28 protein-coding genes are annotated in these 25,944 nt (G+C 70.6%); 5 read left to right on the top strand and 23 right to left on the bottom strand.

Annotated features, from left to right (window positions below; translation table 11 throughout):
- Positions 1–77: 77 nt before the first annotated feature.
- Positions 78–2,675, top strand: a complete 2,598-nt coding sequence (locus ABD287_RS09975; protein WP_344171656.1) for a hybrid sensor histidine kinase/response regulator — start codon at positions 78–80, stop codon at positions 2,673–2,675.
- Here ABD287_RS09975 and ABD287_RS09980 read toward each other — a convergent pair.
- From ABD287_RS09980 to ABD287_RS09990, 3 genes are read right to left on the bottom strand one after another with little or no spacing between them, the layout of a single operon-like run.
- Positions 2,672–3,451 (bottom strand): alpha/beta hydrolase, encoded by a 780-nt coding sequence (locus tag ABD287_RS09980; protein WP_344171513.1) that lies wholly within the window; start codon positions 3,449–3,451, stop codon positions 2,672–2,674. The genes ABD287_RS09975 and ABD287_RS09980 overlap by 4 nt on opposite strands.
- A gap of 29 nt (positions 3,452–3,480) precedes the next feature.
- The gene (locus ABD287_RS09985) at positions 3,481–3,765 is read right to left on the bottom strand and encodes a hypothetical protein (protein ID WP_344171515.1); all 285 of its coding nucleotides are present in this window, start codon (positions 3,763–3,765) and stop codon (positions 3,481–3,483) included.
- Positions 3,766–3,777: 12 nt separating this feature from the next.
- Positions 3,778–5,424, bottom strand: coding sequence for a 3-hydroxyacyl-CoA dehydrogenase family protein (locus ABD287_RS09990; RefSeq protein WP_344171517.1), 1,647 nt, complete (start codon positions 5,422–5,424; stop codon positions 3,778–3,780).
- Between the two features lie 138 nt (positions 5,425–5,562).
- Between ABD287_RS09990 and ABD287_RS09995 the strand changes: the two genes are divergently transcribed.
- The gene (locus tag ABD287_RS09995) at positions 5,563–6,387 is read left to right on the top strand and encodes a LamG domain-containing protein (protein ID WP_344171519.1); all 825 of its coding nucleotides are present in this window, start codon (positions 5,563–5,565) and stop codon (positions 6,385–6,387) included.
- 28 nt (positions 6,388–6,415) lie between these two features.
- Here the strand turns inward: ABD287_RS09995 and nucS are convergent, their stop codons facing one another.
- Together nucS and ABD287_RS10005 are read right to left on the bottom strand one after the other, a co-directional pair.
- Positions 6,416–7,075: an endonuclease NucS gene (gene nucS, locus ABD287_RS10000; RefSeq protein ID WP_344171521.1), complete on the bottom strand. Its 660-nt coding sequence runs from the start codon at positions 7,073–7,075 to the stop codon at positions 6,416–6,418.
- Positions 7,076–7,142: 67 nt separating this feature from the next.
- Positions 7,143–8,036, bottom strand: a complete 894-nt coding sequence (locus tag ABD287_RS10005; RefSeq protein WP_344171523.1) for a pentapeptide repeat-containing protein — start codon at positions 8,034–8,036, stop codon at positions 7,143–7,145.
- An 83-nt stretch (positions 8,037–8,119) separates the two neighbouring features.
- On the opposite strand from ABD287_RS10005, the gene ABD287_RS10010 reads away from it, so the two are divergent.
- Together ABD287_RS10010 and ABD287_RS10015 are read left to right on the top strand one after the other, a co-directional pair.
- Positions 8,120–8,971: an ABC transporter ATP-binding protein gene (locus ABD287_RS10010; RefSeq protein WP_344171525.1), complete on the top strand. Its 852-nt coding sequence runs from the start codon at positions 8,120–8,122 to the stop codon at positions 8,969–8,971.
- A 32-nt stretch (positions 8,972–9,003) separates the two neighbouring features.
- The gene (locus ABD287_RS10015; protein ID WP_344171658.1) at positions 9,004–9,753 is read left to right on the top strand and encodes an ABC transporter permease; all 750 of its coding nucleotides are present in this window, start codon (positions 9,004–9,006) and stop codon (positions 9,751–9,753) included.
- A 5-nt stretch (positions 9,754–9,758) separates the two neighbouring features.
- On the opposite strand, the gene ABD287_RS10020 is transcribed toward ABD287_RS10015, so the two are convergent.
- Both ABD287_RS10020 and murA read right to left on the bottom strand, forming a co-directional pair.
- Complete coding sequence (locus ABD287_RS10020) at positions 9,759–10,607, bottom strand: 3-hydroxyacyl-CoA dehydrogenase family protein (protein WP_344171527.1); 849 nt, start codon at positions 10,605–10,607, stop codon at positions 9,759–9,761.
- 65 nt (positions 10,608–10,672) lie between these two features.
- Positions 10,673–12,043, bottom strand: a complete 1,371-nt coding sequence (gene murA, locus ABD287_RS10025; RefSeq protein ID WP_344171529.1) for a UDP-N-acetylglucosamine 1-carboxyvinyltransferase — start codon at positions 12,041–12,043, stop codon at positions 10,673–10,675.
- On the opposite strand from murA, the gene ABD287_RS10030 reads away from it, so the two are divergent.
- Positions 12,042–12,614: a cob(I)yrinic acid a,c-diamide adenosyltransferase gene (locus ABD287_RS10030; protein ID WP_344171531.1), complete on the top strand. Its 573-nt coding sequence runs from the start codon at positions 12,042–12,044 to the stop codon at positions 12,612–12,614. The two genes, murA and ABD287_RS10030, sit on opposite strands and share 2 nt — an antisense overlap.
- A gap of 29 nt (positions 12,615–12,643) precedes the next feature.
- Here ABD287_RS10030 and ABD287_RS10035 read toward each other — a convergent pair whose 3' ends face one another.
- From ABD287_RS10035 to prmC, 16 genes are all read right to left on the bottom strand, one after another.
- On the bottom strand, positions 12,644–13,093 hold the full coding sequence (locus tag ABD287_RS10035) for a DUF2550 domain-containing protein (RefSeq protein WP_344171533.1): 450 nt from the start codon (positions 13,091–13,093) through the stop codon (positions 12,644–12,646).
- Between the two features lie 13 nt (positions 13,094–13,106).
- Positions 13,107–13,385, bottom strand: coding sequence for a F0F1 ATP synthase subunit epsilon (locus tag ABD287_RS10040; RefSeq protein WP_344171535.1), 279 nt, complete (start codon positions 13,383–13,385; stop codon positions 13,107–13,109).
- 239 nt (positions 13,386–13,624) lie between these two features.
- Complete coding sequence (locus ABD287_RS10045) at positions 13,625–14,749, bottom strand: LCP family protein (protein WP_344171537.1); 1,125 nt, start codon at positions 14,747–14,749, stop codon at positions 13,625–13,627.
- Between the two features lie 187 nt (positions 14,750–14,936).
- A complete protein-coding gene (gene atpD, locus ABD287_RS10050; protein WP_344171539.1) occupies positions 14,937–16,361 on the bottom strand; it encodes a F0F1 ATP synthase subunit beta in 1,425 nt (474 codons plus the stop codon).
- Positions 16,361–17,287 carry a F0F1 ATP synthase subunit gamma gene (locus ABD287_RS10055; RefSeq protein WP_344171541.1) on the bottom strand — a complete coding sequence of 309 codons (927 nt, stop codon included), beginning with the start codon at positions 17,285–17,287 and terminating at the stop codon, positions 16,361–16,363. The genes atpD and ABD287_RS10055 overlap by 1 nt, the downstream gene beginning before the upstream one ends.
- A gap of 9 nt (positions 17,288–17,296) precedes the next feature.
- On the bottom strand, positions 17,297–18,937 hold the full coding sequence (gene atpA, locus ABD287_RS10060) for a F0F1 ATP synthase subunit alpha (RefSeq protein ID WP_344171543.1): 1,641 nt from the start codon (positions 18,935–18,937) through the stop codon (positions 17,297–17,299).
- Positions 18,938–19,091: 154 nt separating this feature from the next.
- Positions 19,092–19,913, bottom strand: coding sequence for a F0F1 ATP synthase subunit delta (locus ABD287_RS10065; protein WP_344171545.1), 822 nt, complete (start codon positions 19,911–19,913; stop codon positions 19,092–19,094).
- Positions 19,910–20,440 (bottom strand): F0F1 ATP synthase subunit B, encoded by a 531-nt coding sequence (locus ABD287_RS10070; protein WP_344171547.1) that lies wholly within the window; start codon positions 20,438–20,440, stop codon positions 19,910–19,912. The genes ABD287_RS10065 and ABD287_RS10070 overlap by 4 nt, the downstream gene beginning before the upstream one ends.
- Before the next feature lie 29 nt (positions 20,441–20,469).
- Positions 20,470–20,724, bottom strand: a complete 255-nt coding sequence (locus ABD287_RS10075) for a F0F1 ATP synthase subunit C (protein ID WP_344171549.1) — start codon at positions 20,722–20,724, stop codon at positions 20,470–20,472.
- Positions 20,725–20,792: 68 nt separating this feature from the next.
- On the bottom strand, positions 20,793–21,566 hold the full coding sequence (gene atpB, locus ABD287_RS10080; RefSeq protein WP_344171660.1) for a F0F1 ATP synthase subunit A: 774 nt from the start codon (positions 21,564–21,566) through the stop codon (positions 20,793–20,795).
- A gap of 31 nt (positions 21,567–21,597) precedes the next feature.
- Positions 21,598–21,831, bottom strand: a complete 234-nt coding sequence (locus ABD287_RS10085; protein ID WP_344171551.1) for an AtpZ/AtpI family protein — start codon at positions 21,829–21,831, stop codon at positions 21,598–21,600.
- 134 nt (positions 21,832–21,965) lie between these two features.
- Entirely contained in the window at positions 21,966–22,475 is a 510-nt protein-coding gene (locus ABD287_RS10090) for a hypothetical protein (RefSeq protein WP_425565576.1), read from the bottom strand.
- Complete coding sequence (locus tag ABD287_RS10095; protein WP_344171553.1) at positions 22,472–23,749, bottom strand: serine hydroxymethyltransferase; 1,278 nt, start codon at positions 23,747–23,749, stop codon at positions 22,472–22,474. Before ABD287_RS10095 ends, ABD287_RS10090 begins: the two co-directional genes overlap by 4 nt.
- Positions 23,746–24,366 (bottom strand): arsenate reductase/protein-tyrosine-phosphatase family protein, encoded by a 621-nt coding sequence (locus tag ABD287_RS10100; RefSeq protein ID WP_344171555.1) that lies wholly within the window; start codon positions 24,364–24,366, stop codon positions 23,746–23,748. The genes ABD287_RS10095 and ABD287_RS10100 overlap by 4 nt, the downstream gene beginning before the upstream one ends.
- Positions 24,363–25,019, bottom strand: coding sequence for an L-threonylcarbamoyladenylate synthase (locus ABD287_RS10105; RefSeq protein ID WP_344171663.1), 657 nt, complete (start codon positions 25,017–25,019; stop codon positions 24,363–24,365). The genes ABD287_RS10100 and ABD287_RS10105 overlap by 4 nt, the downstream gene beginning before the upstream one ends.
- The gene (gene prmC, locus ABD287_RS10110) at positions 25,019–25,930 is read right to left on the bottom strand and encodes a peptide chain release factor N(5)-glutamine methyltransferase (protein ID WP_344171557.1); all 912 of its coding nucleotides are present in this window, start codon (positions 25,928–25,930) and stop codon (positions 25,019–25,021) included. The genes ABD287_RS10105 and prmC overlap by 1 nt, the downstream gene beginning before the upstream one ends.
- Between the last annotated feature and the right edge of the window lie 14 nt (positions 25,931–25,944).

Genomic DNA, 25,944 nt, shown 5'->3' on the forward strand with positions numbered 1-25,944 from the left:
GAGGGTTGAGCGTTCGTAGCCAGGGGTACCTAGACCGCTACGAACGCAATGCTTGTGCGGGGGCGAATGCCGTGTGGATGACGCTGCTCACCGAGGCCGTGTTCGGCGTGGTCCTCGTCAGCGTTCTTTGGGGTTACCTGCGGGACCGCGACCCCATCAAACGCGACGTCATGCTGGTCTTCTCAGCCGTCGCAGCGCTCTTTCTGCTCGGGCTGGTACGCCTGCTCACCGGGGCCGACCCACCGTCCTGGCTCCAGCTCGCCGCGACCGTCCTACTGTTGGGCCAGCCCTATCTGACGCTGCGGTTGGTAGCGCGGGTCCGTCCGGTGCCCCGGGCCGCCAGCGTCGCGGTGCTCGCAGGATGGATCGCCAGCGCGGCCGTCATGTTGACCCTCGTCGGCGACTCGCCGGCGCCACCAGTGGTGGTTCTCGGGGTGGTGACGGTCTTCGCCGGGGGCGAGTTGCTGTCCGCCTGGTTCTTCGCCACCGCCGCCCGCGGACGCACCGGCTCGTCCCGGGTCCGGTTGGTCCTCGCCGCGGCCGGCACCGCCCTGTTCGCGGTGGCGCTGCTCACGGCCGGCGCCGGTGCCAGTCGCGAGGCCCGGGTCATCGCCCTGCTCTCCGCCGTGTCCTACCTGTTGGCGTTCGTCCCGCCGGGCTGGCTGCGCCGGTCCTGGTCCCGCGGCGCGGCGTACCAGCTGACCATCGGCCTGCTCAACGCGCCAGCCGAGTCGGCGGCGGCGACCTGGCGCCGCTACGCCGACGAGGTCGCGGCGCTGACCTCAAGCGAGGCGGTCGTGGTCCTGATCCCCGGGCCACGCGGGCAGGCACTCATCGCCGCCCAGCACGGCGCCGGGCTGACGTGCCCGGACGGCATCACCGCCGGCTCGGTCGAACAGCTCTCGCAGACCCGGGCCAGCGCCAGCATCGATCTGCGGACGCCCGGCGACACCCTGGCCCACCTGCTCAACGTCACACAGCGGTACGCCGTCACCGCGCCCATCCCGCTGCCCGACCAGAGCCGGGGCGCGCTCATCCTGCTGGACGCCAACCGCACCCTGTTCAGCGAGGACGACATCGCGCTCTTCGGCGAGCTGGGCGCCGAAGCCGCGCTGATCGCCGAACGCCATGCCCTCACCTCGCAACTCGCCGCCGCGGCGAAGGCCGCCGCCGCGGCCAGCACCGCGAAGAGCCACTTCGTCGCCAACATGAGCCACGAGCTGCGGACCCCGCTCAACGCGATCATCGGATTCAGCGACCTCATGCGCGACGAGCCAACGGCCGACCACTCGTTACGGATCGTCCCCGCCGAGTGGATCGACCACATCCACGTCAGCGGCCAGCACCTGCTCGCGCTCATCAACGACGTGCTCGACCTGGCCAAGATCGAGGCTGGGAAGATCGAGCTGCGGCCGGTGCTGGTGAACGCGGCCACGATCGTCGACGACGTCGTGGCGGCCGTCCGGCCGCTCGTCGAAAGCAAGCGGCTCAACATCCACGTCGCCGTCCCGCCGTTGGACATCCGCGCGGACCTGACCCGACTTCGCCAGATCCTCACCAATCTCCTGTCGAACGCCATCAAGTTCACCCCGGAGAACGGCCACATCTTCGTGGCCGGAAGCCGGGATGGCGACACCGTCGCCCTGTCGGTCACCGACACCGGCGCCGGCATCAGCCCCACCGACCAGCAGCGGATCTTCGAGGAGTTCGAACAGGTCGGCGACCCGGCCCTGCGCAGCGCCGGCACCGGGCTCGGTCTGGCGCTGACCCGCCGGCTCGCCCAGGCCCACGGCGGCCGCGTCGAGGTGTGGTCCCGGGTCGGCCAGGGCACCCGCTTCACCGTCCACCTGCCCGCTCCGGCGCCGCAGCCGGCGCACGGCGTGGACCCCGGTCCGGAGGGAAGCGGCGGCGTCCTGATCGTCGAGGACGACCGGCCCGCGGCGGACCTGCTCGCCACCCACCTGCGTCGGGCCGGGTACCTGGTCGCGATCGCCGACACCGGTGAGAAAGGGCTCGCCCTGGCCCGCCAGATGCTCCCCGAAGTGATCCTGCTCGACATGATGCTGCCCGGTATCGACGGCTGGGAGGTGCTGTCCCGGCTGAAAGAGGACGAACGGCTCAGACACGTCCCGGTGGCGATCGTCAGCGTCATGGAGGACCACACCCTGGGGCTGACCATGGGCGCGGCGGACTACTTCACCAAGCCGGTCAACCACGACGTTCTCGTGTCCTGGATGATCCGCCACGGCATGGTGCCGCCGATGCGGGAGCACGCCCTCATGGTGCTGGTCATCGACGACGACCCGGCCGTGCTGACCCTGCTGGAACGCCGGCTCAGCGGCACCGGGCTGCGGGTCATCACCGCCGCCAACGGCCTGGACGGACTCCGGATGGCGCACCGGCACGACTTCGACCTCATCATCTGCGACCTGATGATGGACGACCTCGACGGCTTCTCCGTCATCGCCAACCTCAACGAACACCCGCGCACCCGGGACATGCCCGTGCTGGTGCTCACCGCGCGCGACCTCACCGACGATGACAAAGACCGGCTGGCGGGCAAGATCCTCGGCGTGGCCGGCAAGAGCCACGATCCGGCCGAGCTGGTTCGCGACTGGCTGCGTTACCTACGGGAGCTTCCGCAGCTGACCCAACGGGCCGACGTCGTACGCTAGGTCAACGGGCCGAAGGCAGCCGTCGTCCGGTCCGCGTAGGCGGAGGAATCGCCGAACTCCACCGGACCCTCCCACTGCCGGGGCAATGGGTACGACGACGGCGCCACCCGCCGGACGATCTCGTCGAGGACGGTCTCGGAGTCACCCACCCAAAGGTGCTTGGCGCCCGGCACGCCGATGATCTCGGCCTGCCGCAGCGGGGCGAACCGCTGGCGGGCCTGGTCCGGGCGCAGGTAGTCGTCGAGCTCGGGGACCAGTGCGGTCACCGGTTTCCCCGACTCCGCCCAGCGGACCAGGTCAGCGTCGGTCGAGTACCGCAGCGGCGGCGACAGCAGGATCGCCCCGGCCACGGCCGGATCGAGCCCGTGCCGCAGGACCAGATCGGTCCCGAAGGACCAACCCAACAGCCAGATGTTCGGCAGCTCGGCGAACTCGGCGTGTTCGATCGCGGCGGCCACGTCGAACCGCTCAGCGCCGGCCCGGTCGAACTCCCCCTCGCTGACCCCGCGCACGCTGGCCGTGCCCCGGGTGTTGAACCGCAGCACCGCCAGGTCCGCCAAGGCCGGCAACCGCCAGGCCGCTTTGCGCAGGAGGTGGCTGTCCATCATCCCGCCGTGGGTGGGCAGCGGGTGCAGGCATACCAGGGCGCCGACCGGGGCCCGCCCCGCGGGCGGCAACGCCAACTCGCCGACCAGGCGCAGACCGTCCGCGGTGTGCAGCTCGATGTCACGGCGCTCGCCGGGCAGGATCACGTTGGCGCGGAGGGGTGTGCTCACCCGTCCAGTGTCGCGCGTGGCCCGGCCGGTCAGCGTGGGGGGCGGCGGTCGCGGGCACGCCAGCAGCCGTTGTGCCAGTGCCGCCGGTCGGCCAGGTCGCCGCGCTCGTCCGCCGGCCAGCTGACCAGGTGCTGGGCGTTGGGCCGAATCTCGTGGTCACACCCAGGGCACCGGTACGTCTTCGCCGCGGCCGTCACCGGCCGGACCAGCCACTGCCCGTCACGCCACGACTCGACCCGCGCGCCGCCCGAGCGGGCCCGCGCCTGGTCCAACGGCTCGGGCCCGGGCGCGCGATGATGCCGGCGCGGACTCACCGCGGGCCCGCCTCAGTCGGCCTGGCCCGCGCGGACGCCCGCGCCGCTGCGGGCGCCGAGCCTCCCCGCGGCGACCAGCTGACGCAGCAGCGGCGCCGGCGCCAGACCGGGCTCACGGACCTGCGCGAACAGCGCGTCCAGAACGCCCAGCGCGGTGTCGAGGCCGACGTGGTCGAGCAGGGCGATCGGCCCCATCGGGTAGCCGCAGCCGAGCGTCATCGCATGGTCGATGTCGTCGGCGGAGGCGTAGGAGTTCTCGATCATCCGGACCGCGTCGTTGAGGTACGGCATCAGCAGGGCGTGCACGATCCGGCCGGCGCGGTCCCCGCACACGACGGCGGTCTTGCCCAGAGCGGCGGAGAGGGCGACGGCGGCAGCGACCGCCGCGTCGTCGGACCGCACCGACCGGGCCACCTCCGCCAGCGGCGCCGCCGGCGCCGGCAGGGACCAACCGACGACGTCCCCGGGACGACCGGCAGCCATCGCGCAGTCGATCGTCGGGACGGTCGTCGACGTGTTGAGCAGGACCGCCCCTGGCTTCACCGCGGCGCCCAGCTCAGCGAAGCGGGCCAGCGTCGCAGCCCGGTCCGGGGCGCCGGTGTCGATGACCAGATCGGCCTCGGCCAGGGCGTCGGCGTCGAGAACGGTGATGCCGGCGGCGGCCAGCTCCTTGGCCAGGCGGGTCGCCGTCGGGCCGGCGCCGACCACGCCCACGGCGCCGATCACGCCCGCGGCCTCGGCCTGGGTGGCGTCGCCCGGGGCGGCGGACGCGTCGGGGACGACCGTCCCAGAGCCGGGCCGGTCGTAGGTGTAGAAGCCGCGGCCGGTCTTGCGGCCCAGCAGGCCGGCGGCGACCAGCTGCGCCAGCAGCGGCGCGGGGGCGTGCCGACGGTCGCGGCCGCCCCGCTCGTACATGGTCTCCAGGATCTGGACGGACGTGTCGAGACCGATGAGGTCGAGCAGGGCGAACGGGCCCATCGGCAGGCCACAGCCGACCCGCATCGCCGCATCGATGTCCGCACGGCTGGCGTAGCCCGACTCCAGCATCCCGACGGCCTGGTTGAGGTACCCGAACAGCAGGAAGTTCGCGATGAACCCGGCCCGGTCGCCGATCGTGACGCCAACCTTGCCGAGCCGGTCGACCAGCTCCTGGGCCCGGTCGACCACGTCATCGTCGGTGACGACAGTCCGGACGATCTCCACCAGTTTCATCACCGGCGCCGGGTTGAAGAAGTGGATGCCCACGACCCGCCCCGGCCGGCCGGCGCCAACCGCGATGTCGGTGACGCTCAGCGACGAGGTGTTGGTTGCCAGGATGGTGGCCGGCGGGCAGATCCGGTCCAGCTCGGCGAAGAGGCTCTGTTTGATCTCCAACCGCTCGGGCACGGCCTCGATGACCAGATCAGCCGTGGCCAGGGACTCCAGACCGGTGGCGAAGGAGACCCGGCCCAGCAGGGCGTCACGGTCCGGCTCGCTGAGCCGACCCCGCGCCACGGCGCGGTCGGTGGATCGGGTCAGCGCGGCCCGGCCACGTTCCAGGGCGTCCTCAGTGATCTCGACGGCGATGACGTCGACGCCGTTGCGGGCGAACACCTCAACGATGCCGGCGCCCATGGTTCCCAGGCCGATGACCCCTACTACGCCGATGCCGTCCGTCACTGTCCGCCTCCTCGAGAGCTTTGATCGGTCGCAGTCTCCCATGCCTACGTTGGCCGGCCCGGGGCGCGGTGAGCGCGTTAGTGGCATCGATTGTCGATTTGGCACCGCGTCCAGGAATCGTCATGGACACTGCCTGGCATGCGCCTGCGGAAGAGCATCGTCATCGCGGCCGTCATCACGGTCATCACCGGCGCCTCGGTGGCAGTCCATGCCAACCGGCAGCCTGACGGGTGTGCGGTGAGCGGGTACGACCGGACCGTTCTCGACGACGGGCCCGTCATGTATCTGCCCCTCGGCGCCGACGACCATGACTGCCCCGGCGCCGACACGCTCCGACAGGTCGGCGAAGCGGCCCCGGGGACGCTGCCGAACGGCGACGCCGCCCTGGTGTTCGACGGCGTCAGCCAGTACGCCGAGGTGGGCGACACAGCGCAGCTCAGCGTCGCCACCACCGGATCGTTGACGATCGAGGCGTGGCTGCGCCCGGACACGCTCCAGTTCCCCCGCGCCGAGGGCGCGGGCTACGTGCATTGGCTGGCCAAGGGCGAGGCGGATCAGCAGGAGTACGTGGCCCGGATGTACTCACAGCTCAACGGGGAAGGCCGCCCGAACCGGCTCTCCGGCTATGCGTTCAACGCCGCCGGCGGGTTCGGCGTCGGCAGCTACGCCCAGGAGCCGGTCACCGTCGGCGAGTGGATCCACTACGGACTGGTGATCACGACGGATCGCAGCCCGGGGAATCTGATGGGCCACACCGCGTTGGTGGTCAACGGCGTCCGCCGCGACCAGGACTCGCTGGCCGAGCTGCGGATCAGACCAGCCGACGGCGACGCGCCGCTGCGGATCGGCGGCAACCTCCACTCGTTCTTCCATGGCGCGATCGGCAAGGTCGCCATCTATGACCGGGCGTTGACGGCTCTGGAGCTGGCCGAGCACCACGAAGCCATGGGCGCCGCGTCCTGACGGGGCGCAACGTTCTGCTGAGGAGCGGTCAGAAGAGGGTGAGTTCGTCGCGTTCGATCCCGCGTAGCTTGTCGTAGTCGACAACCACGCAACGGATACCCCGGTCCGTGGCCAACACGCGTGCCTGCGGCTTGATCTCCTGGGCGACGAACACCCCGACCACCGGGGTGAGCAGCGGGTCCCGGTTCAGCAACTCCAGGTAGCGGGTGAGCTGTTCGACGCCGTCGATGTCGCCACGGCGTTTGACCTCCACGGCGACCGACCCGCCGAGCCCGTCCCGACAGAGCAGGTCGACCGGACCGATAGCGGTCATGTGCTCGCGCCGGACCAGGCTGTAGCCGGCCCCCAGCGACTCCGGCGAGGCTGCCAGCAGCTCTTGCAGGTGCGCCTCGACGCCGTCCTTGACCAGGCCGGGATCGATTCCCAGCTCGTACGAGGTGTCCTGGTAGATCTCCTCCAGGGTGATGAGCAGCTGCTCGCCGCCCTTGTTGACCACCCGCCACACCCCGGGCGCCTCCTCAAGGCGGCACGGCGGGCTCATCCAGTTCAAGGGCTTGTAGGCGCGGTCGTCAGCGTGGATCGACACCGAGCCGTCCGCTTTGATCATCAGGAGTCGGGTGGCCGACGGCAGATGCGCCGAGAGCCGTCCGACGTAGTCCACCGAGCACCGCGCAATCACCAACCGCACCCCGGGAGCGTAGCGGCCCGGCGCAGCGAGCCCGCCGGTGCCATGCTGGGAGCCGGGTTCGAGGTCCTCACCGCCGCCGGCCTGGCCGCCGCCCCGGCGAGTACTTCGCCTCTGTGGCGTCGGCGCCGCCGGGGGCCGGCGGGCTGGACCAGCTGAGCGGCCGGCGCAGACCTGCCGGCACCCGGGTGGCCGCGTCGCCGCCCGCGGCGTCGACCTGCGGCTGGGTAAGGAAGATGCTGGTGCTGAGGTCGGCGCCACGCAGGTCAGCGCCGCGCAGGTCCGCGCCGGCGAGATCCGCGCGGCGCAGGTCGGCCCGCCCCAGCCGGGCCCTGATGAGGTAGGCGCCCCGCAGGTTCGCGCCGCGCAGGTCAGCGCCCCGCAGATCAGCCCCGATGAGGTCCGCGCCGCGACGCTCAGGTCCGCGGCGCCCGGCCCGGGTCAGCTCGCTCGCCCGGACCAGCAGCACGCTGCTGCTGGCCCAGCGCCCGGACACGTCCGCCGCCACCAGCTGGTCCGCCGGCAGAGCGGTCATCGCCTGGGTGGCGGCCAGCTCCCGGCGCAGATCCGGCAGCAACGGCCGCGCGTCCGGCAGCGCGAGCGCCGCCGTCAGGTGCCAGAGCAGCTCGTGCAACTGACGCATGACCGCGAACGCGTCGAACATCAGCGGCGCCGTCGCCGGCGCCTGGCGCCAGTCCCGCCCACCGAAGGTGACCTGGGCGACCTGCTGGCCCGCCCCGAAGCAGTCGAAGGCGACACAGCCCGCGAAACCCCGCTGCGGCAGGCTCGCATGGATCCCGCAGCGGAAGTCCGGCGCCAGGTTGCGGCAGGGCTGCCCTGCGGGTTTGTCGACAGCGAAGTCGGCCGACGCGGCGAAGGCCGTCGCCACACAGCACAACGCGAAGCACCGCCGGCAGTCGGCGCGCAGCCGATCGGAGTCAACGGCTGGCTGGCGTCGCGACATGGCGCCTCCTCATGAGTCGAACGCGGGGATCGACCGTCCGGGGCGCCGCGGGGGCGCCACCAACCCCGGTGCATAGTGACCGCATGGCTGGACAGGGGGCTATCCGCGTGCGGGGCCTACGCAAGACGTACGGGTCGCGGGCGGCCGTCGACGACGTGGACCTGGACGTGCGGTCCGGCGAGGTGTTCGCCCTGCTCGGGCCCAACGGCGCCGGCAAGACGACGATGGTGGAGATCCTCGAAGGATACCGGCAGCGGGACGCCGGCGAGGTCAGCGTCCTGGGCCAGGATCCCGCCAACGCCGGTCGGGGTTGGCGGGCCCGGGTCGGCATCGTGTTGCAGGGCACCGGCGAGTTCGAGGAGCTGACGGTCCGGGAGGTCGTCACCCACTTCGCCGGCCTCTACCCCGATGCCGACGACCCGGCCACGGTCATCGCCCTGGTGGGCCTGTCCGACAAGGCGAACGCCCGCACCAGGACCCTGTCGGGCGGGCAGAAACGACGACTCGACGTGGCCCTGGGCATCGTCGGTCGGCCCGAGCTGCTGTTCCTCGACGAGCCGACCACCGGGTTCGATCCGGCGGCCCGGCACGAGTTCTGGGAGCTGATCCGGCGCCTGGCCGCCAACGGAACCACCATCCTGCTCACCACCCACTACCTGGAGGAGGCCGAGGCGCTGGCCGACCGGGTCGGGGTCATCGTGGCGGGGCGGATCGTCGCGGTGGACACCACCGAAGCGCTCGGCGGCCGGCAGGACGCCCCGGCGACGGTGACGTGGCAGCGGCCCGACGGCGCCGTCGAGACCGCGGACACCCATACCCCCACCGCGCTGGTGGCTGAGCTTGCCGTCCGGTACGGCGGTGAGGCGCCCGGCCTGACGGTCTCCCGCCCCACTCTCGAAGACGTCTACCTGAGCATGATCGGAGCTGGCCGGTGACGCCGCTGACATTGGCCTGGAGCCGGGGCCGGATGGAGCTGCTCCAGTTCAGCCGCAGCCGGGAATCGGTGGTCTTCACCCTGTTGTTCCCGGTAATCATGATCTCGATCTTCGGATCGATCTTCAACGGCGTCATCGCGCCCGGTGTGCGGTTCACCCAGTACTTCGTCACCGGCATGATCGCCACCGGGCTCATGACGGTCGGGTTCCAGAACCTGGCCATCCAGATCCCCATCGAACGGGACAAGGGCGTCCTCAAGCGACTACGCGGAACCCCGATGCCGCCCTGGGCCTACTTCGCCGGAAAGGTCGTCTTCGTCATCGTCGTCGGGGTGGTCGAGACGGTCCTGCTGCTGGCCATCGCCACCGCGTTCTTCGGACTCGACATGCCCGGCTCGGCGACCGACTGGTGGACGTTCGCCTGGGTGTCGGTGCTCGGCATCACCGCCTGCACACTCTGCGGGATCGCGTTCACCTCCCTGGTGCGCACCGCCCGCGGGGCGCCCGCGGTGGTGACCCCGGTGGCGCTGGTGCTCCAGTTCATCTCCGGCGTGTTCTTCGTCTTCACCCAGCTGCCGACCTGGATGCAGCAGGTGGCGGCGCTGTTCCCGCTCAAGTGGATGTGCCAGGGGATGCGCTCGGTGTTCCTGCCCGACTCGTTCGCGGCGAACGAGCCGGGCGGATCGTGGGAGCTGGGCAAGGTGGCGCTGGTGCTGGGGCTGTGGTGCGTCATCGGGCTGGTGCTGTGCGTGCGCACCTTCCGCTGGTCCAACCGCGACTGACGGGCTCAGTACTGGTAGAAGCCCCTGCCGGCCTTGCGGCCGAGGTCGCCGGCGGTGACCATGCGCTGGAGCAGCTCCGGCGGGAAGAACTTCTCGTCGCCGGTGGAGTCGTAGATGTTGCGGGCGGCGTTGAGCAGGATGTCGGTGCCGGTCAGGTCGCAGGTGGCCAGCGGCCCCATCGCGTGACCGAACCCGAGCTTGCTGGCGGTGTCCAGATCCTCGGCCGAGACCACGCCGGACTCGACGAGTTTGACCGCCTCCATCACCAGGGCGCAGATGAGCCGGGTGGTGACGAACCCGCCGATGTCCCGGTTCACCACGATGCAGGTCTTGCCGACACCCTCGGCGAACGAACGCGCCGTCGCGAGCGTCTCGTCGGTGGTCTTGAAACCGCGGACCAGCTCGCACAGCTGCATCATCGGCACCGGCGAGAAGAAGTGCGTGCCGACGACCGCCTCGGGACGTCCGGTGACCGCGGCGATCTCGGTGACCGGGATCGCGGAGGTGTTCGTCGCCAGGACCGCGCCGTCCTTGCAGATCCTGTCGAGCGCCTTGAAGACCTCGTGCTTGATCTCGATCTTCTCGAAGACCGCCTCGACGACGATGTCCGCGTCAGCGGCCGCGTCAAGCTCGGTCGTCGTGGTGATCCGGCCCAACGCCGCCGCGACGTCCTCCTCAGCGATCTTGCCCTTGCTGGCGAACCTCTCCAACGAGCCGCGGATGCCGGCCAGACCCCGGGCCGTCGCGGCGTCGTCCAGGTCCCGCAGAGTGACCTGCCAGCCCGCCTGCGCAGCCACCTGCGCGATGCCCGAGCCCATCAGACCGGCCCCGATGACCGCGAGTCGTCCCGCCATGTCACACCTCCCGTTTCGGACGCCGCACGCGCCCACCAATGACTTCCCGGGACCTTACCGGCGCCTCAGAACCCGAACGACGGCTCCTCCGGCGCGGGACCCCGCTCCACGACCGCGCCGAGCGAGCGCAGATCGTCCACGAAACCGGGGTAGCCCCGGTCGATGTGGTGCGCGTGACTGACCTCCGTGATGCCGTCGGCGCAGAGCCCGGCCATGACCAGTCCGGCGCCGGCGCGGATGTCGGTGGCCCGCACCGGCGCGCTCGACAATCCCTCCCGACCGCGCACCACGGCATGATGCCCGTCCGTTCTGACGTCGGCGCCCAGCCGCGTCATCTCGTTGATGAACATGAACCGGCCGTCGAAGATGTTCTCGGTGATCAGCGACGAGCCGGCGCTGACGGCCGCCATGCCGATCGCCATCGGCAACAGGTCGGTGGCGAACCCCGGGAACGGCAGCGTAGCCACGTCGACCGCCCGGGGGCGTTCGTCCATCCGCACCCGGAAGGCGTCAGGCCCCCGGGTCTCCACCAGGGCGCCCGCGTCGACGAGCTTGTCCAGGGCCACGGCCAGGTGCCGGGGGTCGGCGCCGGTCACGGTGACGTCGCCGCGGGTCATCACCGCCCCGTACGCCCAGGTACCGGCCACCACACGGTCCCCGACGACAACGTGCCGGACCGGGGCGAGCCGGTCCACCCCCTCGACCTCCACGGTGGACGTGCCAGCGCCGCGCACCCGCGCGCCCATCGCCGTGAGCATCGCGCACAGGTCGACGATCTCCGGCTCGCGGGCCGCGTTGTCGATGACGGTGACGCCGTCGGCGAGCGCGGCAGCCGTGAGCAGATTCTCGGTGGCGCCGACGCTGGGGAACTCCAACCAGACCGGAGCGCCGGTGAGGCGGCGGTCGCTGCGGGCCAGGACGAAGCCGTGTTCGTTGGAGATCCGCGCGCCCATCGCCTCCAGGCCGCGGATGTGCATGTCGAGGCCCCGGGAGCCGATGGCGTCGCCGCCGGGGTGGGCCACCCGCGCCTGACCGCGTCGCGCCAACAGCGGACCCAGGACGCAGATCGACGCGCGCAGGCGTCGGACGAGGTCGTAGTCGGCGGCCGCGCCGGGCGCCTCGGGGACGTCGACGGCCACCTCGTCGCCGGTGAAGGCGACCTCGCAGCCGAGCCGTCGGAGCACCTCGGCCATGATCGCGATGTCGGTGATCCGGGGCACGTTGGCGATCACCGACCGGCCAGGGGCCAGCAGCGCGGCGGCCATGAGCTTGAGCGCCGAGTTCTTCGCCCCCGACACCCGCACCGAACCCGCCAGCCGGGCCCCACCGGCGACGCGGATCACGTCCACCCCGGTCGCCGTGTGGGCTGGGGCGAGGTCAGGCGGCAGCAACGTCAGCCACGGGTCGGACCCGGGCGTCCGTAAGCTTGCCGCCATGGCTGTTCACCTCACCCGCATCTACACCCGCGCCGGCGACGACGGCACGACCCGACTGGTCAACAACGAGCTGGCGCCCAAGACCGCCCCACGGATCGCCGCGTACGCCGACACCGACGAATGCAACGCGGCCATCGGCGTGGCGGTCGCCGTCGGCGGGCTCGACCCGGCGGTCCGGGACGTGCTGACCAAGATCCAGAACGATCTCTTCGACGTCGGCGCGGACCTGGGCAACCCGGTCACCCCCGATCCCGCTCATCCCCCGCTACGCGTCACCGAGGAGTACGTCACCCGCCTTGAACAGTGGTGCGACGAGTTCAACGACAAGCTCAGCCCGCTGACCTCGTTCGTGCTCCCCGGCGGGACGGCCGGCGCCGCGCTGCTGCACGTCGCCCGGACTGTCGCCCGACGCGCCGAACGCGCCGCGTGGGCGCTCATCGACAATGACCCCGAGCGCACCACAACGCTGCCGGCCAAGTATCTCAATCGGCTGTCGGACCTGTTGTTCATTCTGGCGAGAACCGCCAATCCGGGCGGCGACGTGCTGTGGTCCCCCGGCGGCGGCCGCTGAGGCGGTCGGCGCGGCCCGGCGGCCGAGGGTCAGGAGGTGGCGCGCGGCGGGCCCTCGCCCGGCGCCGCCGCCTCCAGCCAGGAGAGGAAGCCGGTCAGCGTCCCGCTGGCCATGGCGATCTCGAACGTAGCTGGCCCGCTCTGACAGCGAAGAATGATCGAGTCCGTCGACATCGTCAGCCGCTCCGGCCCCTCGGGGGCCCGCCGTCCACGGACGATCAGACCCCGCCGGGACAACACCTGGCGGGGCCATGGGAAGACGCTGAAGAGCCGGTACCAGCGAAGCTCGTCGCCGACGAACCGGGCCAGCCCGGGCGACCAGCCGCGCCCCCGCACCGACGTCGACAACCGGACCTGGAGCCTGATCGTCCCGCCAGAGCCGGAGATCGCCGCGCGGCGCAGGAACAGCACCAGCGTCACCAGCACCAACGCGCCGGACGCCAGGCCGAAGCCGATTCCGATCGCTTCGAGGACCGACATCGGCGTCAGCGGATCATTTCGCCGCGGAGACGCGGGTGGCGCTCTCAGCCAGGACGGTCACACCCTCGTCCGTCACCGACAGGAAACCGCCGGGAACCTCGTAGACGAGCTGCTCGCCGCCGGCGAGCTTGACCCGCACCTCGCTGGGCTCGGCGAGCTGACCGAGCAGCGGCGCATGCCCGGGAAGGACGCCCAGCTCGCCCTCGGTGGTGCGGGCGACGAGCATCTCGGCCTCGCCGGCCCAGACCTTCTCCTCGACAGCGACGAACTCGACCTGAAGCTGCTTCGCCACGCTGGAACTCCTCGGTGATTCGCTGGTGCTAAGGGGCGGGATGCGGCGAGTCTAATCGCAGCGCGACCACCGCCCCCACCCGGGCCGATCGGCTAAGAGCGCCGTCGGGGGCGACCCCCGTCCCTCGCCCGTGGGCGTCGCCGGCAACGGCGCGGCCGCCGGGGGCAGATCAGACCAGCAACGCTTTTCAGTCGTTCGACGCCTCATGTCTGTCAATACGCGCCGCGGCACGAAACGGTTCACCGCACAGTGTTGATCAGCTCCGGGTGTCCGACGACGAACTCCTCCACCCGGTTCCCACGCACCGCGGAGAAAAACTGGTTCGCCAGGGATGTCAACTCCTCGCCCTGGTACTGGCCGTCCGCCATCACGCTGCCGCCGGGGAGCCGGACCATGGTGATCGACTCCGACCGGATCTGCCGCAACGCCAGGGCGTAGTCGACGACAGTGTGCCCGCGCCCGCTGAACACCAGGGCCTGGCCGGCCGCCCGCAGCACCCGGTCGAGCTTCACTGGGTCGGTGAGGACCGCACGGCTCAGCGCCTGGTTCGCCATCGCCCGGATGAACTGCTGCTGGTGGCGCTGGCGGGCGTAGTCGCCGCCGGGGATGTACCGCTGACGCACGTAGTCGAGCGCCTCCCAGCCCTTGAGCTGCCGGGTCCCCTTGACGTAGCGCTTCTGCGGGCCCACATATCCGTACGGGCCTTCGCCGCCGGTGTAGCTGGGACGGCGGTGCCGTCCATCCGGCTGCATGTGGATCGATGTGACGTTCTGGTCGAGGTACATCGTCACCCCGCCCATGGCGTCGACGATGCGTTTGAAGCCGGTGAAAGTGATGATCGCCCCGGCATCGAACCGGCGGATGCCGGTGTAGTCGCTGACGGCGCTGGCCAGCAGCTCGAAGCCGGCGGCCACGTTCGGACGCCCGCCGCCGACCGGGGTGGCGCCGAAGTACATGGCGTGCGCGAGGCGGTCGACGCCGCCGCCGTAACCGGCCTTCTGGAAGCTGGGGATGTCCAGCAGCAGGTCCCGGGGCAGCGACGTCAGATAGCCGCGGTCCATGGACTTCGGCACGTGCAGCAGCAGCACCGAGTCGGCCCGGGGCACCCAGTCCGGGACGCTGTCGCGGGGGTCGATGCCCACCAGCAGGATGTTGAGCGGGCCGGTGATGTCGCTGGTCGGCGTCGGCGGGCCCGCGGCGTCCCCGAAAAGGTCAGCCTGGCCGACCGCGCCCTCGTACCGCGCCACCAGCGCCGTGGTCCCCATCCAGGCGCCGCCGCTGAACAGCAGCAGCAGGGCGCCCATGGCGATGCTCAGCCTGGCCCACCACGGGGATCGTCGCCGAACGCGCGGTTTCTGTGGCATGTGACTCCCCCATGTCGCGGCCACGCCACCGGCCGCCCAGACGCCCGCCCGGCGCCAGCGGGCCGACACCGACCAGGGTAGTTCGTGGTCGGCCGCCGATGGGCAACTCGCCCTAAACCGCTACACAGCCGGCGGGCCGGCAGGGGTCTCCCCTACCGGCCCGCCGTCAGAGCCTTGAGCCGACTGACTACTTGGTCAGCTCACGGTAGTTGCGCTCCAGGTCGTCCAGACCGCCGCACATGAAGAACGCCTGCTCCGGCACGTGGTCGTACTCGCCCTCGGAGATCTTCCGGAACGCCTCGACGGTGTCCTTGATCGACACGAACGAACCCTCGATGCCCGTGAAGATCTTGGCGGCGTAGGTGTTCTGCGACAGGAACCGCTCGATCCGGCGAGCCCGGTTGACGGTGATCTTGTCCTCTTCGGACAGCTCGTCCATGCCGAGGATGGCGATGATGTCCTGAAGATCCTTGTACCGCTGGAGGATCCGCTTGACCTCGGTGGCCACCGCGTAGTGCTCGGCGCCCACGTACTCCGGGGCCAGGATCCGCGACGAGGACGCCAGCGGGTCGACCGCCGGGTAGATGCCCTTGTCGGAGATCGAACGCTCCAGGTTCGTGGTGGCGTCCAGGTGCGCGAACGTGGTCGCCGGCGCCGGGTCGGTGTAGTCGTCGGCGGGCACGTAGATCGCCTGGAGCGACGTGATCGCCTGGCCACGGACCGAGGTGATCCGTTCCTGGAGCTGACCCATCTCGTCAGCCAGCGTGGGCTGGTAACCCACGGCCGACGGCATCCGGCCCAGCAGCGTCGAGACCTCAGAGCCGGCCTGGGTGAAGCGGAAGATGTTGTCGATGAAGAGCAACACCTCCTGCTTCTGGACGTCCCGGAAGTACTCGGCCATCGTCAGCGCCGACAGGGCGACCCGCAGACGCGTTCCCGGGGGCTCGTCCATCTGGCCGTAGACCAGCGCGGTCTGGTTGATGACGCCGGACTCGGTCATCTCGTGGATGAGGTCGTTGCCCTCGCGGGTCCGCTCGCCGACGCCCGCGAAGACCGAGGTGCCGCCGAAGTTGTTGGCGACCCGAATGATCATTTCCTGGATGAGGACCGTCTTGCCGACGCCCGCGCCGCCGAACAGACCGATCTTGCCGCCCTTGACGTACGGGGCGAGCAGGTCGATCACCTTGATGCCGGTCTCCAGGATCTCGGTCTTCGGCTCCAGGTCCGCGAAGGCCGGGGCCTTACGGTGAATGGGCCACCGCTCCGTGACCTGCAACTGCTCGCCCTCTTTGAGGTTGAGGCAGTCGCCGATCGCGTTGAAGACGTGGGCCTTGGTGCCGTCGCCGACCGGGACGCTGATCGGCGATCCGGTGTCCCGGACCTCCGAGCCGCGGACCATGCCGTCGGTGGGCTGCATCGAGATGGCCCGGATGATGTTGTCGCCCAGGTGCTGCGCGACCTCGAGGGTCAGGGTCCTGCGACCCTCGGACAGCTCAACGTCCACGTGCAGGGCGCTGAAGATGTCCGGCATGGCGTCGCGCGGGAACTCGGCGTCCACGACGGGGCCGATGACCCGGACAACGCGACCGGTGGCGGTCTTGGTCTCTGTCATCACTGTTCACTTCCTGCCGCAGCGAGGGCGTTGACGCCGCCGACGATCTCGCTGATCTCCTGGGTGATCCCGGCCTGACGCGCGGAGTTCATTTCCCGCGTGTACTTCTGGATCATGTCATCCGCGTTGTCGGTGGCGCTTTTCATCGCACGCCGCCGGGACGCCGACTCGCTCGCCGCCGAATCGATCAACGCCGCGTAGATGCGGGTGTTGATGTACTTCGGCAGCAGCGCGTCGAGCAGCGCCTCCGCCTCGGGCTCGAACTCGTACGCCGGCAGGCCCGCCGCCGTCGGCTGGTCCTGCACCTGCATCGGCCCGATGACGCGCGCCCGGGGGGTCTGCGTCATCAGCGACTTGAACTGCGTCGACACGATGTGCAGCTCGTCGACGCCGAGCACACCGTCGGGACCGGGGCCCGACGCCGTGTCATCGGCGCCCCGCACAAACGCCTCGATCAACGTCGCGCCGATCCGCTGGGCGTCGGCGAAGCTGGGCTGCTCCGAGAAGCCCGTCCAGCTCGCCCCGATCGCCCGGCTCCGGAACGTGTAGTACGCCAGGCCCTTGCGGCCCACGACGTACAGCACCGGCTCCTTGCCCTCGTCCCGCAGCCTCGCCATCAGCTGCTCCGCGGTCTTGATCGCGTTGTAGCTGTAACCACCGGCCAGGCCACGGTCGCTGGTGATGACCAGGACCCCGGCCCGACGCACCTGCGGACGCGCGGTCAGCAGCGGGTGGTCGATCGCGGTGCTCGACGCCAGAGCGGTGAGCACCCCCGTGATCGACTCGGCGTACGGAAGAGAGGCGGCGACCCGTGCCTGAGCCTTGGCGATACGGCTGGTCGCAACCAGCTCCATCGCCTTGGTGATCTTCTTCATCGACTTGGCGGAACGGATCCGCTGACGAAGAACTCGAACCTGGCCAGCCATCGGTCAGCCCTACTTGTCGTCGGCGGACGGGGTCAGGCGGGTAACGGTCTCCCGGCCCTCATCGCCCTCCAGCGGGGTAGCGGCGGCCTCGTTGATCCGAAGCTCCTTGGCCTTGGCCAGGTAGAGCTTCTTGAAGGTGGCGATCGCCTCGTCCAGCGCGGCGACGACATCGTCGTTCCACGTGTTGCCGGCGATCGTCTCCAGGGTCGACTTGTGGGTATGCCGCAGGTAGGCCAGGAACTCGGTCTCGAAGCGGCGCACGTCCGACACCGGGATGTCGTCCAGCTTGCCCTCGGTGCCGGTCCAGATCGAGACCGTCTGCTCCTGCGGCGCCATCGGGCTGTAGTTCGGCTGCTTGAGCAGCTCGACCAGGCGCGAGCCCTTCTCCAGCTGTGCCCGGGAGGACTTGTCCAGGTCGGACGCGAAGGCGGCGAACGCCTCCAGCTCCCGGTACTGGGCCAGGTCCAGACGCAGCCGGCCGGCGACCTTACGCATCGGCTTGACCTGCGCGGCGCCACCGACCCGGGAAACCGAGGTGCCGACGCTGATCGCCGGGCGGACGCCCTGGTTGAACAGGTCGGCCTCCAGGAAAATCTGACCGTCGGTGATCGAGATGACGTTCGTCGGGATGAACGCCGAGATGTCGCCGGCCTTCGTCTCGATGATCGGCAGTCCGGTCATCGAGCCGCCGCCCAGCTCGTCCGAGAGCTTCGCGCAACGCTCCAGCAGACGGGAGTGCAGGTAGAAGACGTCACCCGGGTAGGCCTCGCGGCCCGGCGGGCGACGCAGCAGCAGCGACACGGCGCGGTACGCCTCGGCCTGCTTGCTCAGGTCGTCGAAGACGATGAGGACGTGCTTGCCGGCGTACATCCAGTGCTGGCCGATGGCCGAGCCGGAGTACGGCGCCAGGTACTTGAAGCCGGCCGGGTCGGACGCCGGGGACGCCACGATGGTGGTGTACTCCATCGCGCCGTGCTCCTCGAGCAGGCCCTTGACCGACGCGATCGTTGACGCCTTCTGCCCGATGGCCACGTAGATGCAGCGGACCTGCTTCTTCGGGTCGCCGGAGTCCCAGTTGGCCTTCTGGTTGAGGATGGTGTCCAGCGCGACCGTGGTCTTGCCGGTCTTGCGGTCACCGATGATCAGCTGACGCTGGCCGCGGCCGATCGGGATCATCGCGTCGATGGCCTTGATGCCGGTGGCCAGCGACTCCGACACGCCCTGACGGGCCATGACGTTCGGCGCCTGCAACTCCAGCTCGCGGTAACCCTCGTTCTGGATCTCGCCGAGGCCGTCGATCGGGGTGCCCAGCGGGTCCACCACACGACCGAGGAAGGCGTCGCCGACCGGGACCGAGAGCACCCGGCCGGTCCGCTTGACCTTCTGACCCTCCTCGATGCCGGTGAAGTCACCCAGGATGACCACACCGATCTCGCGGACGTCCAGGTTCAGGGCGATACCCAGGGTGCCGTCGGCGAACTCCAGCAGCTCGTTGGCCATCGTCGAGGGCAGGCCCTCGACGTGGGCGATGCCGTCGCCGGCGTCGGTGACAGTACCGACCTCCTCGCGGGAGATCTCCGGGTTATAGGAGGAGACGTAGCGCTCCAGGGCGCCCCGGATCTCCTCCGTCGAGATGGTCAGCTCGGCCATCCTCTGCTTCCTCTGATTCAGTGCCCGGGCTCCCGCGAGGGGCGCCGTGAGCGAACGGCGAAGTGGTGCTTGAAGCGCCCGTCGGACGCTTCATGTTCCTCGGCGCGGTCAGGCGCCCAGACGATCATCGTGCCCTCTCGGGCGCGAGTGGTGCTCAGCGCGCGACCAGCGCGTTGCGGGTGTCGACGAAGCGCCGGGCGACGGTGCCGTCGTACAGGTCGGACCCGACCTGCACGCTGATGCCGCCGAGGATCCGCGGGTCGATCGTGAACCGCAGCGACATCTCCCGGCCGTAGATCCCCGACAGCGCCGTGGCGAGGCGACCTTGAGCCAGCTCGCTCAGCGGCGAGGCGACGGTCACGTAGGCGACCTGACGCTCCCGACGCTCGGCGGTAAGCTCGACCAGGCGGCTGAGCCCAGCGGCGAAGTTACGACCGCCGAAACCACGGACCGCCAGCTCGGCCAGCCGAACCGTGACCGGCCTGGCCTTGCCGACGAGCAGGCTGTGCACCAGCGCGATCCGCCGTTCCGGCAGCGCCGACGAGTCGCTCACAGTGGAGGCCAGCTCCGGGGAGCCGTCGACAACCTGACCGAAACGGAACAGCTCGTCCTCGACCTCCGCCAGCTCGCCACCGAGGTCGGCGGCGGCCAAGAGGGCGTCGACGCCGATCCGCTCCACCGCGTTGAGCAGCTCGGCCGAGCTCCACCGGCCGACCACCAGCGCGGACAGCAGGTCGATTGTGGCGGCGCCGACCTTGCCGGCGAACACCGAACGCAGCAGCCCGGCGCGGTCCTGGCCCTCACGGGCCGGGTCCGACAGGGCGCGACGCAGCCGTGGCTCACCGGCCAGCAGCGACGCCAACGACAGGATCTCCTCAGCGGTCGCGGCCACCGCCTCGGCCGGAGCGCCAGCGGCGTAGGCCGCCAGCCGCTCGCCCGCGGCGGCGTACGACTCCCGGCTGACGGCCGACATCAACGCCGTCCGGCGGTCTCGAGGTCGGACAGGAACCGCTCGACCGTGCCGCGCTGACGCGCCTCGTCCGCCAGCGACTCGCCGACGATCTTGCTGGCGAGGTCGACGGCGATGGTGCCGATCTCGGCCCGCAGCTCGCGGACGATGGTCTGCCGCTCAGCGGCGAGCTGCTCCTTGCCGGCCGCGATGATGCGGTCCCGCTCCTCGGCGGCCTTGGCCAGGACGTCCCTGCGGATGCCCTCGGCGTCGGCGCGAGCCTCGTCACGGATCCGCGCCGCCTCGGTGCTTGCCTCGGCCAGCTTGGCGCGGTACTGGTCGAGCTGGGCGTTCGCCTCGGCCTGGGCGGCCTCGGCGCGCTTGATGCCGCCCTCGATCGCGTCCACCCGGGCCCGGAAGGTCTCTTCCATCTTCGGGAAGACGAACTTCATCAGCACGAAGCACAGCAGCGCGAACGCGATCGTGCCGAGGACCATCTCCTGCCAGATCGGCACGAGTGGGTGGTGCTCACCACCTTCAGCGAGGTAGCGCATGTAAACCTCCCGGCTGTGTTGGAGTTACGTCAGGAGGTGCTGCCCTTGAAGACGAAACCGAAGGCGATACCCAGCAGCGCCAGGGCCTCGATGACGGCGAAGCCGATCCAGACATAAGGCAGGGTCAGCCGCGACGACTCCGGCTGGCGCGCGGTCGACTGGATGTAGGCCGAGAAGACCAGACCCACGCCGATGCCGGGGCCGATGGCCGCGAGGCCGTAGCCGATCGCGGACAGGCTGCCGCCGACGACGCCCTCGGCGAGAACTGCGGATGCTACGGACATGCTGTGTTTCCTCCTGGATTCCGGGCGTGACGTTCACGCGCCGAGATTCGGACGTTGCAGGTGGTGACTCAGTGCTCCTCAGCCAGCGCGCCGGAGACGTAGCTGGCGGTGAGCACGGTGAACACGTACGCCTGAAGGACCGCCACCAGCGCCTCCAGGAAGGTCAGCCCGATCGCCAGCGCCCAGGACAGGAGCGAGACCGGCTTGAGGAATAGACTCTCGGAGTTGAGGAGCACGAAGCCACCGAGGGTGAACACCAACAGGATGACGTGGCCGGCGAACATGTTCGCGAACAGACGCAGCGCCAGCGTGGCGGGGCGGAAGATGAAGTTCGAAGCCAGCTCGATCGGGATGAGGATCGGCATCATGAACCACGGCGCCGGGGGCATCAGGTGGTTCTTGAAGAACGTGCCCGCGCCGTTCTTCTGAATGCCGACGTAGATGAACATCACGTAGCTGATCGCGGCCATGACGAGCGGCATCGCGATGTGCGAGTTCGGCGACGTCTGAATACCGGGAATGATGCCCATGAAGTTCGTCAGCAGGATGAAGCAGAACAGGGTGGTCAGATACGGCGCGAAACGCAGCCCCTCATGACCGATCATGTCCTTGGCGATGGTGTTACGGCCGAAGTTGTAGATGGACTCCGCCATCCACTGCTTCTTCGTCGGGACCAGCTTCGGGTCCCGGTAGCTCATGAGGAAGTAGATGATGATCGCGGCGACCGCCACCCACACCAGGATCGAGTACTTGGTCAGCCACTGGTCATCGCCGCCGAGGATCGACGGCGTGAAGAAGTCGCCCACGGTCGGCGGGAAAGGAACCTCGGCCGTGGGGGCCATCTGCTGTGCGAGCACCGTATCCCTTCCGTTCTTACGCGCTCATCCGGCGGACCACGAGGTAGATCGCTCCGGCCATGCCGAGCACCAACCCGATGGCGGTGGCGATGCCACCGGTGTCGAGCCAACGATCGACCAGATAGCCGACGCCGCCCCACACAGCCATGCCGCCGATCAGGTAACCCATCACCGCCCAGCCCTGATCGCTCCGGGGCGGCTCGTCGCCGTTCGGAGCACCACTGGACTGGGAAGGCTGGTCACCGGCCATGACGCGGCGAACGATATCAGCAGCGCCTACGGATACGCCCCGCACCCCCCGGGCCGCCAGGACCCAAGTGGAGCGGGGCGTGTCGATGCCTCGAACCCGCGACGCTGGGCAGATTGTCGCGAACTGACGGACCGTCAGCTGACCGCGAGCGCCCCGCGCCGTTGGCCGCGGTGCAGCCACCAGATGTGGACGCCGGTCCAGCCGAAGACCCCGAAACAGATCCCGATCGCCATCGGGGCCAGCCCGGCCCATCCGGCGTTCGCGACCAGGTACATGATCATGCCGAACAGCCCGAACTTGGTGACGTAGAGCGTCATCCCCATCGGAAAGATCAACGCGGGCGCGGCGGTGTCGACCCAGGCCAGGAACACCGTGGTCAACAGATAACTGAAGACCACCAGGGCGACGCCACTGACCGCGCCGGCCGCCCCGTCGACGCCACGAGTCATCCCGCCGGCAACACCGGCGACGAGCAGCATCGCCGCGGCTGTGGGCAGCAACACCCGCAGGTGCGCCAACCGCCAGGCCAGACCGGGCAACGGCGCCGGCGGGTCGATCTCGCCGCTGGCGATCCGCTCGGCGCGCTCGGCGTCCTCCGCGTCGTCCTCGTCGGCCCAGGCGTTGGGAACGAAACGCAGCCTCACCGCGGGTACGCCGGGAACTTGCCGACCAGGTCGAGCACCTCCGAGGCGACCTCACGCAGCGCCGCGGCGCCGGACGGGTCGTCCGGGTCGCTGTGCGCCGCGGTGGCGATCATCCGCGCGACGAGCTGCATCTCGTCCACTCCCATTCCCTGGGTGGTCAGGCTCGGCGTGCCCACCCTGATCCCGCTTGCTGTCATCGGCTTCTGCGGGTCGTACGGTATCGCGTTCTTGTTGAGGCTGATCCGGGCGGCGTCGCAGCGGGCCTCGACCTGTGCCCCGGTGACGTCGATGCCGCGCAGGTCCAGCAGGGCCAGATGGGTGTCGGTCCCCCCGGAGACCGGGCGCATGCCATGCTCCGCCAGCGCCGCGGTCAGCGCCCGTGAGTTCGCGATGACCTGCCGGGCGTAGGCGGCGAACTCAGGCGCGGCGGCCTCCCTGAGCGCCACCGCCTTGGCCGCCACCGCGTGCATGAGCGGTCCGCCCTGGCTGAAGGGGAACACCGCCTTGTCGATCCGAGGGGCCAGCTCCTCGGTGCACAGGATCATGCCGCCGCGCGGGCCGCGCAGCACCTTGTGGGTCGTCATGGTGACGACGTCCGCGTGCGGCACCGGCGACGGGACGGCCCGCCCGGCGACCAGGCCGATGAAGTGCGCGGCGTCGACCATGAGGTAGGCGTCGACCTCGTCGGCGATGGTCCGGAAGGCGGCGAAGTCGATGAGTCGTGGGTAGGCGGTCGCGCCACAGATGATCAGTTTCGGGCGGTGGGCGAGCGCCAGCTCCCGCACCTCGTCGTAGTCGATGAGCTCGGTGTCGGCCCGCACGTGGTACCCGACGGTGGCGAACCACCGACCCGAGAAATTGACCTTGCTGCCGTGGGTGAGGTGCCCGCCGTGCGGCAGGTCCATCGCCAACACCGTATCGCCGGGCTGGAGGAGCGCCGCGAAGGCGGCCAGGTTGGCGCTGCTGCCGGTGTGTGGCTGAAGATTCGCGTGCTGCGCCCCGAACAGCGCCTTCGCCCGCTCGACGCCGATCGCCTCGGCCCGGTCCACCTCGACGCAGCCGCCGTAGTAGCGCCGGCCCGGATACCCCTCGGCGTACTTGTTGCTCAACGTGGAGCCCAGCGCCGCCAACACCGCGGGCGAGGTGAGATTCTCGCTGGCGATGAGCTGGAGGCCGCCGCGCTCGCGCTCCAGCTCCCCCAGCACCACCGCGGCGATCTCCGGGTCAGTGGCCTCGAGCTGGGCGAAGTCCGGCCCCCAGAAGGTCTGCGTCACGCCTCCGAGTCTATGAGCACCGCGGCCAGCGGGCGGACGGTCGCTTCGATCTGGTCGGCGATCCGCCCGAAGTAGTGATCGTCAAGGCCGTACGGGTCCGCCAAGTCGTCGCCGGGACGCGGTGGCAGGCCGGCCCGGGCCTTGTTGACGGCCCCCACCAGCGCCATGCCGCGCGCGCACACGGCATCAGCGTCCGCGGCGACGACCGGCAACGACGACCGGTCGACCATTCGCAGGAGGCGTCCGAACTCCCCCAGCACGAAGGTGCGATCGGCGGCGTCCGGGCGCATGAGCTGGACCTGCTCGGCCTGTTCGGCGGTGGCGGTGAGGATCAGATCGGAGGACTCGATGTGCTCGCCGCGTAGCATCCGGGCGGCGAATCCGGTCGTCTCCGCGCCGCGGGCCAGCAGCTGACGGGACGCCGGGGCGTTCATCGGCTGCCCGACATGCCACCCGCCGGTCCCCGCGCCATGACTGTGCAAGAGGTAGCTGGCAGGTGTCGACCACCCCGCCGCGGCGACCCGCTCCCGGACGGCGAGCGCCAGCAACCGCTCGGCCATCGGCGACCGGCAGATGTTGCCCATGCAGACGTGCAGCACCACGAACGGCGCGCTCACGCCGACTCACCGTTCGCGCCGAGCAGCGTCGGCGCGACCGTCCGCAGTGTCGCGGTGGGAATCGCGCCCTCCCGCAGCACCCGTGGGACCTCGCCGGTGACGTCCACGATGGTGCTCGGCAGCGACGCCGCCCCACACCGCCCGGCCTCCAGGTACACCCGCACCGAGGCGCCCAGCTGGTCGCGGGCCTGCTCGGCGGTCGTCGCCGCGGCCTGGCCGGTGAGGTTGGCCGACGACACCGCCAGCGGCCCGGTCTCTCGCAGCACCTCCAGCGCCACGGGGTGCAGCGGCATCCGCACCGCGACTGTGTGGTCGGTGTCGCCCAGGTCCCATTTGAGGCTGGGCGCGTGCTCGACGACCAGCGTCAACGCGCCTGGCCAGAACGCCTCGACCAGGTCGTTGGCCACCGCCGGCAGGCTGTAGACCAGCCCGTCGAGAGTGTGCCGGGACCCGACCAGGACCGGCGGCGGCATGTGCCGACCGCGCCCTTTGGCGTTGAGCAGCGAGGCGACAGCGTCGCTGCTGAAGGCGTCGACGGCGAGGCCGTAGACGGTGTCGGTGGGCAGCACCGCAAGCTCGCCGAGGCGGACAGCCTCCACGGCGGCGTTGATGCCACGGTCGCGTTCGGCCAGCGTGCGGCAGTCGAAGAACATCACCAGGAAAGTCTGCCACGCGCCAGCCGGGCGGCGCCGAACCGCGGGCGGCCGAGCAGGTCCGGGTGCGCGGCGACCTCGACGAACCGGCCGTCGGCGGCGAGCAGGTCGACGACCGCGTCGCCGTGGGTGTCGTCGTGTTCGACGCCCACCGCGCCGCCCGGTCGCAGCAGCCGCGCGGCCAGCGCGATCACCGGTCGAATCACCGCGAGCCCGTCCGGGCCGCCGAAGACAGCCTCGGCCGGATCGTGCCCGGCGACCTCCGCCGGGACATCGGCCGCCGCTGGCACGTACGGCGGGTTGCACAGGGCCAGATCGACCTGGCCACGGAGGTCGTAGAGGAGGTCGGGGTCGGTGACGTCGCCGGCGACGACCTCGACCGGACGGTCCCCGGCCGCGGCCCGCGCCGCCACGTTACGACGCAGCCACTCCAGTGCCCTCGGGGAGCGTTCCACGGCCACCACCCGGGCGCCCGGCGCCTCCTGGGCGACCGCCAAGGCGATCGCGCCCGAGCCCGAGCACAGGTCCACCACCAACGGCGACGCCAGCCCGGCGATCGCCGCCAGGCCCCAGCCGGCCAGCAGCTCGGTCTCCGGGCGCGGGACGAAGACCCCGGGCCCGACGGCCAGCCCCAGCTGCCGGAACGGGGCGTGCCCGACCAGATGCTGCAACGGCGTCCGGGCGGCGCGGGCGGCGACCAGCGTGCCGTACCGGGCCGCCACCTCGGCCGGGAAGCTATCGACGAGCAGCAGCCGGGCGCGGGGCACGCCCAGGACGTGGGCGGCCAGCAACTCGGCGTCGACCCGCGGCGAGGCCACGCCGGCGGCGGCCAGCTCGACTGCCGCCCGGCCGATCGTCGCCGACGCGCGTTCCCCGCCGGGCGGGTGGGCGGCCGCGGGCCCGGCGGTCATGGCGCGTCCCTGGG

This window comes from Pilimelia columellifera subsp. columellifera, assembly GCF_039532605.1.
Classification (GTDB): domain Bacteria; phylum Actinomycetota; class Actinomycetes; order Mycobacteriales; family Micromonosporaceae; genus Pilimelia; species Pilimelia columellifera.